The following is a 16,350-nucleotide window of genomic DNA, read 5'->3' on the forward strand; positions in this document are numbered from 1 at the left end:
ATCGGCGACTCCAACTCGAACGTAGCGTCCACGAGAACGGACTCGTAGCAGACTCGAGGCGGACTCGAGGCGGACTCATTCCGTCTCACGGCCGAGGGATGGCCGCGGCGCAGGCCGCTCCGACGTGAGTTCCTTTGTGTGACGACCTCGTGGGTGGGGGTATGACGCTCACCGACGAACAGGCGGCGATCCGGGAGACCGTCCGAGAGTTCGCCAGCGAAGAGATTCGGCCGACAGCGCTCGAGGCTGACAGGGAGCAGGAGTTCCCCGAAGCCGTCTGGGACGGCCTCGCCGACCTCGATCTGACGGGGCTAACGGTCCCCGAGGAGTACGGCGGCTACGAGGCGGATCCGGTGACGGCCGCCGTGGTCAACGAGGAAGTCGCGTATGGGATGCTCTCGGTCGCGACGGCGCTGTCGGTCCACTCGCTCGCGACCTCCTGTCTCGCCGAGTTCGGGAGCGAGGAGCAGCAGGAACGTTGGCTGCCCGAGATGGCCGACGGGCGGCCGGTCGGTGCCTTCGCGCTCTCGGAGCCACACGCGGGCTCGAATCCGGCGGAGATGTCGACGGAAGCGAGACGCAAGGGCGACGAATACGTCATCAACGGCGAAAAGCAGTGGATCACGAACGGCGAGCGCGCGGGCGTTTACGTCCTCTTCGCGAAGACCGATCGCGACGATCCGTCGACGGTGACGCAGTTTCTCGTTCCGGCCGACGTGGACGGCCTCTCGGTTGGCGAAAAAGAGGACAAACTCGGTCTGCGCGCGAGCGACACCACCAGCCTGACCTTCGACGACGTTCGGATTCCGGCTGAAAACCGGTTGACTGAGGAGGGGAAGGGGCTCTCGGCCGCGTTTCACATCCTCACCGGCGGTCGAATCGCCATCGCCGCCCAGTCCGTCGGCCTCGCACAGTGTGCGCTCGACGAGGCGCTGGCCTACAGCCAGGAGCGCGACCAGTTCGGCGGCCCCATTTCGGACATTCAGACGATCCGGCACAAACTCGCCGAGATGGCAACCAAAATTCGGGCCGCGCGCCTGCTGACTCGAGACGCCGCCCGAAAGCGAGCGGCCGGCGGCGCGGCGCTCGAGGCGAGCATGGCGAAGTACTTCGCGAGCGAGGCGGCGATGTTCGTGACGAACGAGGCGGTCCAGATTCACGGCGGCTACGGCTACGTAACCGAGGGCGAGGTCGAGCGGCTCTATCGCGACGCGAAGATCACCGAAATATACGAGGGGACGACGGAGATCCAGAAGACGGTGATCGCTCGGGAACTGCTCGAGTAACCTAACTGTGGATCAGCGCGACAGTTCTTTTATGCTTTGGAGGGGCACATTCAATATGAATGACAGCCGATCGAACAGTTCACTCACGAGCGATTCGGACGGGGCATCAGGGGCGCTCCGTGAACTCCTGTATACGGCCGTACTGACGCTGCTTCTCCTCGTTCCAACTCACGCTCGAGAAATCGTCTCGATCGAAGCAACGGCCGCGGCCGTCGGGAGCGGAACGCTCATCGGAGCGATCGTGACTCTCACGCTGGAGGACGCGCAGCTCGGCTTCGAGAGCGACGTGGTGACGACGATCGTGGGGATGGTGGGACTCGGAGTAGTGGCGGTTCTCCTCTGGATCGTGCTCCCGGCGGCGTACATCGGGACGTTCGTGCATTTCGCCATCGCGTTCATGTGGGGTTCGTCACTGATAGCCGTCGTTCGCCACGTGATCTGGCCCCGGATCGGTGCCTCGAGTTTCGACTAAGTCGAGATAACGACCGAAGCCACTAATCGTCCGTCACACCTAACGGGAGGTATGACCGCCTACGAGGCTATCGTCTACGATCTGGACGGGACGCTCGTCGATCTCGACGTCGACTGGGACGCCGTCGCCGTCGACGTCCGCGAAGTGTACGCTTCCGCGAACGTCGAACCGCCGAGCGACGGGCTCTGGGACATGCTCGAGGTCGCCGACGACGCGGGGCTGGCCGACGAGGTGGAGGCCGCTATCGCGGCCCACGAACACGACGGGGCGCGGACCTCCGCTCGGCTCGCCCACGCGGACGAACTACTCGAGCGGTCGCTGCCGGCGGGCGTCTGTTCGCTCAATTGCGAGCGAGCGTGTCGGATCGCGCTCGACGAGCACGCGCTCGACGACGCGGTCGATGCCGTCGTCGGTCGCGATACGGTCGACACGTGGAAACCGGATCCGGAACCGTTGCTCGCGACGGTTCGAGCGCTCGAGGTCGAGCCGGCGGCGGCGCTATTCATCGGTGATTCCGCACGCGATCGACACGCTGCAGAACGGGCGGGAATGGACTTCGAGTACGTCGGCGAGGGGCCATCGGGCGTGTGAGCGTTCGGCTCGAGAAGCGACTCGAGCCCGTTACGTCTGCGTCCGCTTCGCGTAGGCGAAGACGACGATCGACGTGACTAACCAGACGGGCGCACCGACTCGGATCGCGAACTCGACCCGGTCGGCCCACGTCGGAAGGGGCGCCGCCGTCGACAGCAGGACGACGACCGGCGCGCCGACCAGGATGGTGGCGACGAACGTCGTCTGCATCACCCAGCCGTAATCGACGCCGTCGGGCGAGGTCGTTTCGACGGGTTCTGGCACGCGTGAGTATGGCAACCGAGACCCCTTAAGCGCCGCGAATGCGGCCCCAGCGGACGCTCGACCGTCACCGACGGAAGAACAACGCAGTTTAGTTCTCGGCGGCCAAGCTATGGGTATGCCTACCGTGCGGGATCTCAGAGCGAAGGCCGGTGCAGAGCCGATCACGATGCTGACGGCGTACGACGCGCCGACGGCGGCGGTCGTCGACGAGGCCGGCGTCGACATCATCCTCGTCGGCGACAGCCTCGGAAACACCAATCTGGGGTACGAGACGACGCTCCCGGTTACCGTCGATGACATGGCTCGCCACACCGACGCGGTCGCCCGCGCGACCGACGACGCCCTCGTCGTCGCCGACATGCCGTTCCTCTCGATCGGGGTCGACGAGGCGGCGAGCGTCGAGAACGCGGGCCGGATGCTCAAGGAGGCCGACGCTCACGCGGTCAAACTCGAGTGCGGGCCTCACACCGTCGACCTCACGGAGAAGTTGGTCCAGCTCGGGATTCCGGTGATGGCCCACCTCGGACTGACGCCCCAGCACGTCAACCAGTACGGCGGCTATCCGCGGCAGGGGACGGATCGGGAAGGAGCCGAGCGCATCCTGGAACTGGCCGAGGCTCACGAGGACGCCGGTGCGTTCTCGCTCGTCCTCGAGCACGTCCCGTCCAACCTCGCGGCCGACGTGACCGCGGCGCTGGACATCCCGACGATCGGGATCGGTGCCGGCCCGGACTGCGACGGACAGGTGCTCGTCGTCGACGACGCGATCGGCCTCAGCGAGTGGTCGCCCTCCTTCTCGAAACGGTTCGGGAACGTCCGCGAGGAGATGGAATCCGCGGTCGGGGAGTACGTCTCGGCGGTCGAGTCCGGCGAGTTCCCCGCCGACGAACACAGTCACGAAGAGAGCGATCTCGAGGACATTTACTGATCCGTCGCCGCCTCGGCCCGATGGCTGCCTCGAGCCGATTCTCAGTACCAGTCTCGATTTCGGTCACCGTCGATCTCGGACAGGAAGTCGTCGACGACCGTATTGAACGCGGACGGCCGTTCGATCATCGCCAGGTGTGCGGCGTCCTCGATCTCGGCGAGTCCGGCCTCGTCGATTTCGTCGGCGAGGTACTCGTGAAACCACGGCGGTGTCAACTGGTCGTACTCTCCGTACACCGCGAGCGTGGGAGTGTCGATCTCGCCGACGCGATCGCGGACGTCGAACTCGTGGCAGGTCAGAAAGTCCCGGCGCGTGACCGCCTGGCCGGTGTCGTCCATCCGGTTCATCGATCGCTCGCGAAGGCCCGAGTCGGGATCGTGAAAGAGCCGATCCGGCCCGTGGAGGAATTCGACTGCGCGTTCGAAATCGGACCGTAGCCACGCCAGGAGATCCTCGAGCACGCCGAGTCGAGCGCCGGTCCCCGTCAGGACGGCCGCCGCGGGATCGAACTCGCGCTCGAGCAGGATCTGGAGGACGACGGCACCGCCGAGGGAGTTGCCGACGAGGACCGCCGCGTCGGTCGCCTCGACGACGGCCAGCGCGTCGTCGGCGTAGGCCGACAGCGTCGAGTACCCCGCGCTGGCGTCGATGTCATCCGACTCACCGTGGCCGCTGAGATCGACCGTGACGAGCGGCGCGTGGTCCGCGAGCGGTCGCTGCCCGTCCCAGACGTCGTGGGACCCGCCGCTCCCGTGGATACAACAGATGGGCGGTCCGTCGCTGCCCCGGTCGACGACGTCGTATGCCGTCTCCCGACCGTGATGTGCTACCGTTTCCATACGCGATAGCACACCGGGGACGGGTATAAAGACTCGATTCGGCGTCGACCGGAGCACGCCAGCAACGAAAATATGTCCGTTCCGAACCAATCGAGTGCTGTCATCCCGATAGCGTGACCGAAGGGGATCGCACTGTGAACTACGAACAATCGGTTTCCCATCCGATACGCTGCCCTCATGCGGTCTATCGGCGAAATGCTTATATAGTAGCAGCACTTACCTTGGGTTAGTTAAAGCATGACTCTCGAACAATTCACCCCCGAAGAGGGGCAGGTGGCTCGCCGGTACGAATACGACGATAGCACGGTGATGGCCGTCGACTTCGGTACCGAAGAGGCCGACGCCTCGGTCGATGTCGTCGACGACACGGTTATCGTCGTCCTCGCCGACGATCAGTACGAAATCGAACTTCCCGACACGACCGAGAATCCGCACACGTTTATCAAAAACGGCGTGCTCACTGTCGAACTGGAGGAGGAACGATGAAACTTACCGTCAAACCACTCAAACAGAAGGACGCCGGTCGCGGACTGGCCGCGATCGACCGCGTCTCCATGAACGAACTCGACCTCGAGAACGGGGACTACATCGTCATCAAGGGCAAGGACGAGGCACAGGCTGTCGCTCGCGTCTGGCCCGGCTACCCCGAAGACGAGGGGCGCGGAATCGTCCGAATCGACGGCCGCCTGCGCCAGGAGGCCGACGTCGGGATCGATGACAACGTCACTATCGAACCCGCCGACGTCAAACCCGCCAAATCGGTCACCGTGGCATTGCCACAGAACCTGCGAATCCGCGGCGACATCGGGCCGCTCGTCCGCGACAAACTGAGCGGACAGGCCGTCACCGAGGGCCAGACGGTACCGTTCTCGCTCTCGTTCGGGCCCATGGCCAGCTCCGGCCAGTCGGTCCCGCTGAAGATCGCGAGCACCTCGCCGTCGGGCACCGTCGTCATCACGGACTCGACGAGTATCGAGATCTCCGAGACGCCCGCCGAACAGGTACAGTCCGGCACCGGGACGTCCGCGGAGGGTGTTCCGAACGTCGCCTACGAGGACATCGGCGGTCTGGACGACGAACTCGACCAGGTCCGCGAGATGATCGAACTGCCGATGCGCCACCCCGAGCTGTTCCAACAGCTGGGCATCGAGCCGCCGAAAGGCGTCCTCCTGCACGGCCCGCCGGGCACGGGGAAGACCCTGATGGCGAAGGCCGTCGCTAACGAGATCGACGCCCACTTCGAGACGATCTCCGGCCCGGAGATCATGTCGAAGTACTACGGCGAGAGCGAAGAGAAGCTCCGGGAGGTCTTCGAGGACGCCGAGGAGAACGCTCCCGCGATCGTCTTCATCGACGAACTCGATTCCATCGCCGCCAAACGCGAAGAGGCCGGCGGTGACGTCGAACGACGCGTCGTCGCCCAACTGCTCAGCCTGATGGACGGCCTCGAGGAACGGGGTCGCGTCACGGTCATCGCCGCGACCAACCGCGTCGACGCGATCGACCCCGCGCTCCGGCGCGGCGGTCGCTTCGACCGCGAGATCGAGATCGGCGTCCCCGACAAGGAGGGCCGCAAGGAGATCCTGCAGGTCCACACCCGCGGGATGCCCCTCGACGAGGGGATCGACCTCGATCAATACGCCGAGAACACGCACGGCTTCGTCGGCGCCGACCTCGAGTCGCTGGCCCGCGAGAGCGCGATGAACGCGCTCCGTCGCATCCGCCCCGAACTCGATCTCGAGTCCGAGGAGATCGACGCCGACATCCTCGAGTCACTCGAAGTGACCGAGCGGGACCTCAAGGACGCGCTCAAGGGCATCCAACCCTCGGCGATGCGCGAGGTCTTCGTCGAAGTCCCCGACGTCACCTGGAACGACGTCGGCGGACTGGGCGAGACCAAAGAGCAACTGCGCGAGACGATCCAGTGGCCGCTCGACTACCCCGAGGTGTTCGAGCAGATGGACATGCAGGCCGCCAAGGGCGTCCTCATGTACGGCCCGCCGGGCACGGGGAAGACCCTGCTCGCGAAGGCCGTCGCCAACGAGGCCCAGTCGAACTTCATCTCGATCAAGGGCCCCGAACTGCTGAACAAGTACGTCGGGGAGTCCGAGAAGGGCGTCCGCGAGGTCTTCGAGAAGGCGCGGTCGAACGCACCGACCGTGATCTTCTTCGACGAGATCGATTCGATCGCGGGCGAACGCGGTCAGCGTCAGGGTGACTCCGGCGTCGGCGAACGCGTCGTCTCCCAGCTCCTGACGGAGCTCGACGGGCTCGAGGAACTCGAGGACGTCGTCGTGATCGCCACGACCAACCGACCGGACCTGATCGACAGCGCCCTGCTCCGTCCCGGACGACTCGATCGCCACGTCCACGTGCCGGTCCCCGACGAGGACGCTCGCAAGGCGATCTTCGAGGTCCACACCCGCGACAAGCCGCTGGCCGACTCGGTCGACCTCGAGTGGCTCGCCGGGCGGACGGAGGGATACGTCGGTGCCGACATCGAAGCGGTCTGCCGCGAGGCCTCGATGGCCGCTAGCCGCGAGTTCATCAACTCGGTCGACCCCGAGGAGATGGCCGACACGATCGGGAACGTCCGCATCAGTCGCGACCACTTCGAGCACGCCCTCGACGAGGTCAACCCGAGCGTCGCCCCCGAAACCCGGGAGCAATACGAGGATCTCGAAGAGGAGTTCCAGCAGGCCGAACCGGGCCAAGACGAACAGCTCGGCCGCACCTTCCAGTAAGGTCGACGGCCCCAGCCGTCGTTCGGTCCGCGAATAGCAATTCTTCTTTGCGAGTAATCGTCCCCGCTTGCAGTCGGTGATCGCCGGTCATCGTCTGCACGGCGGTCAGCGACTGGCAGCGTACCACGAGGTGCCTACATATTCCGTTCGCTCGTAGCTCTCCTAGCGGAACGCGAGCCGATTACAATGCATCAATCCAAAGAGGAACTGACGGTCGTTATGGAAACGCCGGACGCGAAAATCCAACATCAGGCGGGGTTCGGGGCGGCAACCGAATACGATGGCCTGGCCGCAGAACACTTCCGCGTGAGCGCGGGAACCGATCTCACGCCCCTGTTGGAGGGACTTCAGGAGGACACGTGCCAGTGTCCCCACTGGGGGTACGTGATAGACGGAGCGATCTCCGTTCGGTATGCCGATGATTCGGAGGAGGTCGACGAAGCCGGAGATCTCGTTTACTGGCCGCCGGGCCACACGCTCTGGGTGGACGAAGACACGGAGTTCATCCTGTTTAGCCCGCACGAAGAGCACACGGCGGTCTTCGAGCATATGGCGGCTAAGATGGACGAATAACGATGGCGATACCGCAACACCGGGAGACGGCGACGATACCGTGTCCGTACTGCGAGCGGGAAACGACCGTCTCGGTTCCCGATGAGGATGTCGAGCTGGAAGTGAGACGGTCCGTCGCACTCTACGGCGACCATACGACCGTCGAGTGTTCAGCCGATCACGAGTTCTGGGTGTACTTCTGCTGACGGTCAACAGGCGTGCAGTCACTCCGTTTTCAGGACGCGTCCCGAACTACTCCGAATTACTGCACCGACGAAGTCACCCCTCCGAGCAGTATCACTCCTCGCAGGTTTCGCATCAGACGGTGGATCCCTTTGGTTGACCGGCGGTGTCCGTTTCGAACACACAGATTGCGAGTCGCCACTCGAGGACGTACCGAAACCACGTCACGACCCCGTGACCGCGTTCGCCGGCCCAGATCCCGGTTTCGGACGTCTCGCTCGGGACCAGACCGTCCGTCAGCGCGCTCAACACGAGCGTCTCCCGATCGGCGAGCAGCAGTCGGCCGAGCGATCGATCCGACCCCGGTGACGTATCGACTGATTGCTAGGTATTTTTGAGAGGGGGTACGTCGACCGAACTCTCCTATTCAAGGCCAAGTTTCGAGGTAACTACTCGAGTACCACTGGCAATGGGTGGACCACTGATCGACCGAAATTCCGCGACCGATGACCGACGGGTGCGCTGCGGGAGGGAACGCAGATAATGTCCGGTCCAGATCGTGACCCTGCGGACGATGACCGGCCGGTGCTCGCCGAACGCACCTATGACGAGGGGACGCCGCCCAGTATCGCGGCCGTCTACGCGATCTCGGCCGCCCTCGATACCGATCCGATCGATTGTACGACCGAACTGGGATTCACGCTGTACGATCACGTCGACCCGGAGGCCCTCGATCGGCTCGTTACTCGGACCGAACGCGCCGGCGATGTCACCGTCGAACTCTCGCTGGGCGAGTACCTGCTTCGGATCACGAACAGCGGACACGTGCGCGTTTTCGGGCCGAGCGAATCCTCCGAGTCGGTTCGATGAGACGATAGCACGACCGGCGGCACGACCGATTCCGTTCAGTGCGTGACGTCGACCGGCTCGAGATCTGCCAGTACCTCGTCTGCGTGGCCGTCTGGGGAGACCCCTTCGTACACCGCTTCGATCCGTCCGTCCGAATCCACGAGGTAGGTGTTCCGGAAGACGCCGTCGAAGGTGTTGCCGAACATCCGTTTCTCGCCGTAGGAGTCATACAGCGTCGCGACTTCGCCGAGCTCGTCGGACAGCAGATCGAACTCGAGGTCGTAGTCGGCCGCGAATTCCGTGAGGTCGTCGACCGGATCGTCGCTGATCCCGACGACCGCGGCGTCCCGGTCCGCGAGTTGCGAGAGCGCGTCGTTGAACCCGCAGGCCTCGGTCGTACAGCCGTCCGTGTTGGCACGAGGGTAGAAGTAGACGACGAGTCGCTGCCCCTCGAAATCGGAGCGTCTGACCGTCTCGCCGTGTTGGTTAAGCAGTTCGAACTCCGGTGCCTCGTCGCCGACATCGAGCATGCACGGGAGTTAGCGAGCGCTAATGTATGCATTGCGATTTCACACCGTGATCCGCGAGGCGCGAGTCGTCGAGACGAAGCCGATCATCACAGTGGGCTCGAGGAGCGCTCACTCGAGGCGCTCGGCCGCCTCCCGATCGATGAGGGGGGCGGCATTTTGCTCCGGGAGCGTGACGACGTCATCGCTGCTCAGTGTATACTCGCGGTCGTCGACGCCGAGAATGTCGCCGATATCACTGGTGATTCTGACGGTCGTGCGATCGACGTCGTCGGCCTGCCCGTCGGCCCCTGACTCCGCTGTCGGCCCTCCTGTTTCCGAATCGGTGTCGACGGCCGAATCGGGACCGGCCGCGGACTGCTCCGGCCGGGCGTCCGTCGGATCCGGAGCGTCGTTCTCATCGGTTCGGTCCGCCTCCCCGGCCGGTGGACCATCTCCGCCCAGCCCCTCTCCGCCCATGACGTCCGCGGGGGAGACACCGCCAGAGTCGTCCGTTCCCGGATCCACGTCGGCGGCGGGACCGGTGGATGACTGTTCTCCGGGCTGGTCCGCCGGATCGCCGGACTCACCGGCCGGTGTCGGTCCGGCATCGGTCGCCACGGGCGCGTCGGTCCCCGAACCGGCTGCGTCGCCTTCGACGCCCTCGAGGACGTCCAGGACGCGCGTCTTGTTCGAGCCGATTCGGTCGACGAGATCGTCGAAGAGGTCGGCCTCTTCCGCCGTCAGCCCGTCGTCGTCGGCCGCCATTCCGGCCGCGGCGAGGCTGGCCTGCTTGACGAGTTTTCCCATCCGTCGCTCGTAGATCGCCTCGACGACGTCCTTGGCGGTCTCGATCTCGTCTGTCAGCCGGCCGACCTCGGGCGCGGAAAAGGGGTCGTCGGACTGCTCGGCGGCGCGATCGCGTTCGTCCTCGAGGTCGGCGATGTAGTCGCCGACCTCCTGGTAGAACGAGGGGCGCAGATTCTGGAGGCTATCCTTCTGACGCTCCTTGCTCTGGACCGAACGCAACTCGTCTAGATTCATTCTTTCTCCTTCTCGGCGCGGCCGCGTGCCATCAGGAACACGGCAACGTACTCGGGTAGTGACTGGTCTCCCTCCGAGACCGTAAAGCTATCCCCACCGAGTTCGATTTCGCCGCCGTCAGTGACGTCGACGGTGATCTCGTGGCCCGTGAACGTCTCGGGGACGGCGTCGACGAGCGGATCGAAGTCTGTGATCTCGTCGCGCTCGAGGCGGACCGTTTTCAGCCCGCTCCCGCCGTGGAGGCTCCCGGGCAGGCGAATGAGGCGGTTGGTGTCGGTGGTGACCGGCTCGTCGATGGGCGCGTTGTCCCGCTCGACGGCCCGACTCGCGAACCGTTCGGCCAACTGTGCGACTGCAGTGTGGACGGTCACGTTACCGGCCTCGAGCTGCTCCCGATTGTTGCGGGCCGCGTTCAGCGTGGCTGCCGCCTTCCCCTCGCCGATGCCGTCGAACTCCCGTAGGCGCTCGAGGGCGGCGTCGTCCTCTAACGCCAGTAGCTCGTCGACGAACTCCATGAAGTGGGCGTGCGTCCGGGCCCCCCAGCCACCCTCGATCCGGAGCGTGCGGCGTTCGGTCGGCGTCTTTCGCCCGAGTCCCGCGACGGTCTCGGTCTCAATCAGTTCGTCGTACTCGAGGCCGATGCCGCGGACGTAGTCGACGATTTCGCGCCGGTGTTCCCGCTCTAAGTGCAGGACGTTCTCGTCGCGGACGTGAACGTGATAGCCGCGGCCGCCCGAAAAGACGATCTCGAGGTCCTCGAACGCGAAGTCGTCCTCGAGGAACTCGAGCAGTCGAAACAGGGCGTCCTTACACTTCGCGAGCATCTCGGCGTACGTGTCTTCGCCGAGCGTCACGCTCGGCAAGTGGTCGGCGTCGAGATCGAAGACGAGATCGGCCGACTGCCAGTCCTTCTCGCTCATCGAGCCCGCGCCGGGATCCCGAAATCGCCCCGCGGAGAAATACACGTGTCGCGGGCGCTTTCGGACGAGAAACTCCGAAAGATCGCCCAACTCGAGGAGCGAACGGTGGCGGACCATCGTCGTATCGGGGCCGTCCGTCCAGGGGATGAACCCCCACTCGCGTTCGTTGGCCGCGGGCGGCGGCGTGATCTCCGTTCGCCGGTAGTGATCGCGGAATCGCCCCCGAAGATAGGCCCTCGTTCGCTCCTCCATACGCTTCGAGTAGTCGTCGGTGGGGGTGTATAATCCTGCCGAATGAAGCGGCAATCGAGCCTGCGTGAACGGCGAGTAAAAACCGAACGCAAACCGGGTCTCGTTTGCAACCGGTCCGCTCGTTACCGCCGAATCAGGTCGGAAATCCGATCGGCGATTCCGACGTCCGAGCCGAGTTTCAGGTAGTAGGCGTCGCCGCCGTCCTCGTAATAGTCGTCGATCCGCCGTTTAATCTCGAAGCCGAGGTACTCGTAGAACTGTAACGCGTTTTCGTTGCTCGTCCGGGCGTGACACGTGATCGTATCGTGGTCCTCCGCGACGTGGGCGACGAGTCGTTTGCCGACGCCCTGGCCGCGGAATTCGGGGGCCACGGCCAGAAAGAGAATGTACCCGTCGCGTCGAACGGCGGCGAATCCGACGAGATCGCTGTCTTGGACGTAACAGTGTACCTTCGACCGGCGATACGCATCAGTGAAGAAGTCGTACCGCTGTTTGAGCACATCCTCCTGACGATTGATCTCCTCCTTTAGCTGCCAGGCTTCGTCGACGTAATCGTCGCTCCCCGGGGCGACGACGCGACTGTCGATGTTGACGCTCACTATCACAGCCTACCATCGTCGTCAATATAATTCCACCGGCAGTCAACGCTCCGGAACGTCAGACGGCAACGTACTCGCCGGCAGTTTCTCCTGAACGTGACTTTCGACAAGAAGAAACTGCGGGCGATGCGCCCGAAACGACGGACATAGGGGGCCGGCCGCAAAATCCCGATTCGACATGGGATTCGAACTCCGCGATCATACGGCCGATATCGCGGTCTCGGCGACCGGCGAGTCGCTCGAGGCGGTTTTCGGCTCGGTAGCCGACGGTCTCGCGGCAGCCTCGTGCGACGAGATTCCGGACGAGGCCGGCGATCGGTTTTCGGTGACCGTGACCGCCGAGAACCGCGAGGCGCTGTTGTTCGATTTCCTCGACGAACTGATCTACCTGCGGGACACGCGAGTGGAACTCCCCGTCGACCATCGCGTCGAGTCGATCGAACTCACCGAGTCGTCCGACGGTTCCGAGGCGTTCCGTCTCGAGGCCAGCGCACGCGGAATTCCGCTCTCTGCGGTCGACGCTCGAGAAGTGAAGGCCGTGACGTATTCGGAGATGCGCCTCGAGCGAACCGACGACCGCTGGGAAGCCTACGTCGTCTTCGACGTCTAACTGGTCCGCTGCTCCGGCGACGCGAGAACCGACTGTCAGGCGGACCCCGATCCGGAAACCCGCAATTCGCGACGCGGGAGACGAATAGTTTTCGTCGTTGCGGTCCGAGTTTCGCGTATGACCACGTTTGACGCGAACGGCATCACGCTCGAGCGGGTGCGCGAGTACGTCTGGGAGATTCCCCAGGAGGGCGACATGCGCGTCCCGGCGCGGGTACTGGCGAGCGAAGCGCTGCTCGAGGAGATTCAGGAAGACAAGTCCCTCGAGCAGATCAAAAACACGACGCACCTGCCGGGAATTACCAACCACGCGATCTGTATGCCCGACACCCATCAGGGGTACGGCTTCCCGGTCGGTGGGGTGGGTGCCCTCGACGCCGAAAACGGCTGCATTTCGCCGGGAGCGGTCGGCTATGACATCAATTGCGGCGTCCGGATGATGCGGACGAACCTGACTTACGACGAGGTACGGGGCCACGAGGAGGAGCTCGTCGACTCCCTCTTCGCCAATATCCCGTCAGGTCTCGGCGGCGGCGGAATCGTCGAAGCCGGCGTCGAGACGATCGACGAAATCCTCGCCCGCGGCGTCGACTGGGCGCTCGAGAACGGCCACGCCGTCGAAGCGGACCTGCTCCACTGCGAGGATGAGGGGATGCGCGAGGGGGCCGATCCCGAGAAGGTAAGCCAGAAGGCCAAGGACCGCGGGAAGAACCAGATCGGCTCGCTGGGCTCGGGGAACCACTTCCTCGAGGTCCAGCGAGTGACCGACGTCTTCGATTCGGGCGTGGGCGAGGCCTACGGACTCGAGGAGGACCAGATCGTCGTGTTGATCCACTGTGGCTCCCGCGGACTGGGCCATCAGACCTGCAACGACTACCTGCGGAAGATCGAGCAGCAACACAAGGGGCTGCTGGACCAGTTGCCCGACAAGGAACTCGCGGCCGCGCCCGCGGGATCACAGCTCGCCGAGGACTACTACGGCGCGATGAACGCGGCGATCAACTTCGCGTGGGTCAACCGGCAGCTGATCATGCACCGCACGCGGCAGGTCTTCGAGCGCGTCTTCGATCGATCCTGGGAGTCGATGGAGATGGAGCTACTCTACGACGTGGCCCACAATATCGCGAAGAAGGAGACGCACACGGTGAACGACGACGGCGACGAACGCGAACTCTACGTCCACCGCAAGGGGGCCACGCGGGCGTTCCCAGCCGGCCACCCCGAGGTTCCAGCAGCCTATCGGGACGTCGGCCAACCGGTGATCATCCCCGGGAGCATGGGCGCGGGCAGCTACGTCCTCCGGGGCGGCGAGAACTCGATGGAGCTGACCTTCGGCTCGACCGCTCACGGTGCGGGTCGGTTGATGAGCCGCACGCAGGCCAAAAACGAGTTCTGGGGCGGCGACGTCCAGCAGGACCTCGAGGACCAGCAGGCGATCTACGTCAAGGCCCAGTCCGGCGCGACGATCGCCGAGGAAGCGCCGGGCGTCTACAAGGACGTCGACGAGGTCGTCCGGGTCTCCGACGAACTCGGCATCGGCGACAAAGTTGCGCGGACGTTCCCCGTGTGTAACATCAAGGGCTGATTGGGTTACACCGTCTACGTCGGACAAGCAGAAGAGTCACATATTCCTATTGAATACTTGGGATATGCGCGTCAGTGCCGACGACGGGTGTCTCCCTCTCCCGAAATCGATTCGGGAACGGTTCGGTGAGGAATTCGAACTCATCGAGCGTAGCGACCGACTGATCCTCGTCCCAATTCCAGACGATCCGCTCGAGGCACTTCGAGACGAGGCCGCTGCGAGCGAGAAAACAGCGGCACAACTCGAGGAGAGCGCACTGAAAGAGGCGCTCGAAGAAGCTGGCGAGTGAAACACTGAAACCGAGTTCGATTGAATTGGATTGCGACGGCGACGCTGACCGGGTCGAATGAGAAGAACGAAACTCTCTGTCGGTGCGCTCGATTGCTACTTTACGCGGAACGGACTCTCGTCGTCCTCGTCCGTTTCGCGACCGTCATCGTTGTCCTCGCTCTCGTACGGCTTCCGCGCCGTGATCGTCACGGTCGCTTCGGGGTCGTCCTCGTCGGCCCACGGACTGTCGTAGGCCGAAATCTCGAGATCGGTCACGTCCCATCCCTCCTCCTCGACGAGTTCCACGAGCCGGCGCTGGTCCGCGAGCATGTCCTCGTCCATAGCGTCTCGTTCGAGCGTCGGAGAGGTATGTCTTCCGTCGGAAGGTGGGAGGTCTCGCTCTGGGGGACACCCGACCGTTTGATTTCGCGGCCCCGATGAACCGAGGGGGACTCTCGAGTCGAACGGCGTCTCACTCCCTCGTTGACAGTATCTAGAAACCGAAATCGGTTACGAGCCGCCGAAATCCCCGGCGCGTTTAAGCGGATCCGGCTGCAACTCAGTGTCATGCTCACCGACGAATTCGGGCGGGAGGTTTCCGGGGTTCGCGTCTCTCTCACCGATCGGTGTAACTTCGACTGCGTCTACTGTCACAACGAGGGGCTCGGGGACACTCGCGGACCGATGGATCCGCAGGACGACGAGATGTCGACCGACGACGTCGTCCGCTTTCTCGAGGTCGCCGCCGAGTTCGACGTCGACGCGGTCAAGTTCACCGGTGGAGAGCCGATGCTGCGACAGGACCTGGAGGAAATTATCGCACGGACGCCCGATCAGATGGAGGTTTCGCTGACCACGAACGGCACGTTCCTCCCCGGCCGCGCCGAGGCGCTCGTGGACGCCGGCCTCGAGCGGGTCAACGTCTCGCAGGACGCGCTCGATCCCGAGGATTTCGCCGCGGTGACGAAGAGCGGAGCCTACGACAAAGTCCTCGAAGGCGTCGAAGCGGCGCTCGAGGCGGGTCTGGATCCGGTCAAGCTCAACATGGTCGTTTTCGAGCACACCGCGGGGTACGTGCCGGAGATGGTCGATCACGTCGCCGAGAACGAGGGACTACAGCTCCAGTTGATCGAGTACATGCCGGAGCTGACGGGGAAGCCGGAGTGGAACATCGACATCCAGCGGGTTCACGACTGGTTGGCCGAGCAGGCCGACGAAATCGAACACCGAGAGATGCACGACCGAAAGCGCTACTGGATCGGCGGCGAGGACGGGAGCGGCGGTGGCATGGTCGAGATCGTCGACCCCGTCGAGAACCCGACCTTCTGTGCGAACTGCCATCGGGTTCGGGTCACCCACGAGGGCTACCTGAAGGGCTGTCTCAACCGCAACGACGACCTCAAGTCGATGGGCGAGATGACCACGTCGGAGATCCGCGAGGCCTTTCGCGACACCGTCGCGAACCGGGTTCCCTACTACGGCGAGTACATGATCCAGAACGAGCAGGGACAGTGGGAGGTCAACGAGAAGTACATCGAAGAGTACGCCGGAGCCTGATCTCACCCGCGTCTCCGTTTTTGTCACCTTCGTTCTGCCACCGACTCGAGTCGAATGGTGGGGACTTGAGCGCGATCAACGGTGGAATCGATTCGAACGAGGAGCGACCACCTTTCGTTGCCCTTAAGTAGTCGACGGGGGTAGGTCCGGGTGCAATACGTGTAGGGGAGTGATCCCCGAGTCCGAGAGGGCGATGATAGACGGAACGGTGTTGTGGTAGCCAAGCGGCCCAAGGCGCATGGTTGCTAACCATGTGGCGTCAAGCCTCCGGGGTTCAAATCCCCGCCACAACGTCGGACA

General features: G+C 64.1%; 21 protein-coding genes and 1 tRNA gene. 14 read left to right on the forward strand and 8 right to left on the reverse strand.

The genetic code is table 11. From position 1 onward, the window contains the following. The first annotated feature begins 161 nt into the window (after window positions 1-161). From LDH74_RS07125 to LDH74_RS07135, 3 genes are read left to right on the forward strand one after another with little or no spacing between them, the layout of a single operon-like run. Complete coding sequence (locus LDH74_RS07125) at window positions 162-1,286, forward strand: acyl-CoA dehydrogenase family protein (protein WP_226041824.1); 1,125 nt, start codon at window positions 162-164, stop codon at window positions 1,284-1,286. A gap of 55 nt (window positions 1,287-1,341) precedes the next feature. Then, the gene (locus LDH74_RS07130) at window positions 1,342-1,758 is read left to right on the forward strand and encodes a hypothetical protein (protein ID WP_226041825.1); all 417 of its coding nucleotides are present in this window, start codon (window positions 1,342-1,344) and stop codon (window positions 1,756-1,758) included. A gap of 51 nt (window positions 1,759-1,809) precedes the next feature. After that, window positions 1,810-2,349 (forward strand): HAD hydrolase-like protein, encoded by a 540-nt coding sequence (locus LDH74_RS07135; protein ID WP_226041826.1) that lies wholly within the window; start codon window positions 1,810-1,812, stop codon window positions 2,347-2,349. A gap of 30 nt (window positions 2,350-2,379) precedes the next feature. On the opposite strand, the gene LDH74_RS07140 is transcribed toward LDH74_RS07135, so the two are convergent. Then, window positions 2,380-2,613 carry a DUF5822 domain-containing protein gene (locus tag LDH74_RS07140; RefSeq protein WP_226041827.1) on the reverse strand — a complete coding sequence of 78 codons (234 nt, stop codon included), beginning with the start codon at window positions 2,611-2,613 and terminating at the stop codon, window positions 2,380-2,382. A gap of 115 nt (window positions 2,614-2,728) precedes the next feature. Between LDH74_RS07140 and panB the strand changes: the two genes are divergently transcribed. Further along, window positions 2,729-3,541 carry a 3-methyl-2-oxobutanoate hydroxymethyltransferase gene (gene panB, locus LDH74_RS07145; protein WP_226041828.1) on the forward strand — a complete coding sequence of 271 codons (813 nt, stop codon included), beginning with the start codon at window positions 2,729-2,731 and terminating at the stop codon, window positions 3,539-3,541. 41 nt (window positions 3,542-3,582) lie between these two features. Here panB and LDH74_RS07150 read toward each other — a convergent pair whose 3' ends face one another. Beyond that, on the reverse strand, window positions 3,583-4,380 hold the full coding sequence (locus LDH74_RS07150; protein WP_226041829.1) for an alpha/beta hydrolase: 798 nt from the start codon (window positions 4,378-4,380) through the stop codon (window positions 3,583-3,585). 237 nt (window positions 4,381-4,617) lie between these two features. On the opposite strand from LDH74_RS07150, the gene LDH74_RS07155 reads away from it, so the two are divergent. The 4 genes from LDH74_RS07155 to LDH74_RS07170 all read left to right on the forward strand — a co-directional run bounded on the left by LDH74_RS07155 (window position 4,618) and on the right by LDH74_RS07170 (window position 7,882). After that, window positions 4,618-4,866, forward strand: coding sequence for an Hsp20/alpha crystallin family protein (locus LDH74_RS07155; RefSeq protein ID WP_226041830.1), 249 nt, complete (start codon window positions 4,618-4,620; stop codon window positions 4,864-4,866). After that, complete coding sequence (locus LDH74_RS07160; RefSeq protein ID WP_226041831.1) at window positions 4,863-7,124, forward strand: CDC48 family AAA ATPase; 2,262 nt, start codon at window positions 4,863-4,865, stop codon at window positions 7,122-7,124. The genes LDH74_RS07155 and LDH74_RS07160 overlap by 4 nt, the downstream gene beginning before the upstream one ends. Before the next feature lie 186 nt (window positions 7,125-7,310). Further along, the gene (locus LDH74_RS07165) at window positions 7,311-7,697 is read left to right on the forward strand and encodes a cupin domain-containing protein (RefSeq protein WP_226041832.1); all 387 of its coding nucleotides are present in this window, start codon (window positions 7,311-7,313) and stop codon (window positions 7,695-7,697) included. A 2-nt stretch (window positions 7,698-7,699) separates the two neighbouring features. Beyond that, window positions 7,700-7,882 carry a hypothetical protein gene (locus tag LDH74_RS07170; RefSeq protein ID WP_226041833.1) on the forward strand — a complete coding sequence of 61 codons (183 nt, stop codon included), beginning with the start codon at window positions 7,700-7,702 and terminating at the stop codon, window positions 7,880-7,882. A gap of 112 nt (window positions 7,883-7,994) precedes the next feature. Here LDH74_RS07170 and LDH74_RS07175 read toward each other — a convergent pair whose 3' ends face one another. After that, entirely contained in the window at window positions 7,995-8,168 is a 174-nt protein-coding gene (locus tag LDH74_RS07175; RefSeq protein ID WP_226041834.1) for a hypothetical protein, read from the reverse strand. Window positions 8,169-8,402: 234 nt separating this feature from the next. On the opposite strand from LDH74_RS07175, the gene LDH74_RS07180 reads away from it, so the two are divergent. Further along, a complete protein-coding gene (locus LDH74_RS07180) occupies window positions 8,403-8,729 on the forward strand; it encodes a HalOD1 output domain-containing protein (RefSeq protein WP_226041835.1) in 327 nt (108 codons plus the stop codon). Window positions 8,730-8,764: 35 nt separating this feature from the next. Here the strand turns inward: LDH74_RS07180 and bcp are convergent, their stop codons facing one another. The 4 genes from bcp to LDH74_RS07200 all read right to left on the reverse strand — a co-directional run bounded on the left by bcp (window position 8,765) and on the right by LDH74_RS07200 (window position 12,029). Next, the gene (gene bcp, locus LDH74_RS07185; RefSeq protein WP_226041836.1) at window positions 8,765-9,238 is read right to left on the reverse strand and encodes a thioredoxin-dependent thiol peroxidase; all 474 of its coding nucleotides are present in this window, start codon (window positions 9,236-9,238) and stop codon (window positions 8,765-8,767) included. A gap of 108 nt (window positions 9,239-9,346) precedes the next feature. Beyond that, a complete protein-coding gene (locus LDH74_RS07190; protein WP_226041837.1) occupies window positions 9,347-10,258 on the reverse strand; it encodes a hypothetical protein in 912 nt (303 codons plus the stop codon). Next, on the reverse strand, window positions 10,255-11,430 hold the full coding sequence (gene priS / locus LDH74_RS07195) for a DNA primase small subunit PriS (RefSeq protein WP_226041838.1): 1,176 nt from the start codon (window positions 11,428-11,430) through the stop codon (window positions 10,255-10,257). The genes LDH74_RS07190 and priS overlap by 4 nt, the downstream gene beginning before the upstream one ends. 122 nt (window positions 11,431-11,552) lie before the next feature. Next, window positions 11,553-12,029, reverse strand: a complete 477-nt coding sequence (locus LDH74_RS07200) for an N-acetyltransferase (protein ID WP_226041839.1) — start codon at window positions 12,027-12,029, stop codon at window positions 11,553-11,555. A 178-nt stretch (window positions 12,030-12,207) separates the two neighbouring features. On the opposite strand from LDH74_RS07200, the gene LDH74_RS07205 reads away from it, so the two are divergent. The 3 genes from LDH74_RS07205 (at window position 12,208) to LDH74_RS07215 (ending at window position 14,512) form a co-directional block, all read left to right on the forward strand. After that, a complete protein-coding gene (locus LDH74_RS07205) occupies window positions 12,208-12,639 on the forward strand; it encodes an archease (RefSeq protein ID WP_226041840.1) in 432 nt (143 codons plus the stop codon). A gap of 117 nt (window positions 12,640-12,756) precedes the next feature. Continuing rightward, on the forward strand, window positions 12,757-14,223 hold the full coding sequence (locus tag LDH74_RS07210) for an RtcB family protein (RefSeq protein WP_226041841.1): 1,467 nt from the start codon (window positions 12,757-12,759) through the stop codon (window positions 14,221-14,223). Between the two features lie 64 nt (window positions 14,224-14,287). Then, a complete protein-coding gene (locus tag LDH74_RS07215; protein ID WP_226041842.1) occupies window positions 14,288-14,512 on the forward strand; it encodes an AbrB/MazE/SpoVT family DNA-binding domain-containing protein in 225 nt (74 codons plus the stop codon). A gap of 95 nt (window positions 14,513-14,607) precedes the next feature. Here the strand turns inward: LDH74_RS07215 and LDH74_RS07220 are convergent, their stop codons facing one another. Next, window positions 14,608-14,835 (reverse strand): hypothetical protein, encoded by a 228-nt coding sequence (locus LDH74_RS07220; RefSeq protein ID WP_226041843.1) that lies wholly within the window; start codon window positions 14,833-14,835, stop codon window positions 14,608-14,610. Window positions 14,836-15,060: 225 nt separating this feature from the next. On the opposite strand from LDH74_RS07220, the gene moaA reads away from it, so the two are divergent. Next, the gene (gene moaA, locus LDH74_RS07225; RefSeq protein WP_226041844.1) at window positions 15,061-16,050 is read left to right on the forward strand and encodes a GTP 3',8-cyclase MoaA; all 990 of its coding nucleotides are present in this window, start codon (window positions 15,061-15,063) and stop codon (window positions 16,048-16,050) included. A 210-nt stretch (window positions 16,051-16,260) separates the two neighbouring features. Then, window positions 16,261-16,343 (forward strand) — tRNA-Ser (locus tag LDH74_RS07230). Window positions 16,344-16,350: the final 7 nt, after the last annotated feature.

Source organism: Natrinema sp. DC36, from assembly GCF_020405225.1.
Lineage (GTDB): Archaea > Halobacteriota > Halobacteria > Halobacteriales > Natrialbaceae > Natrinema.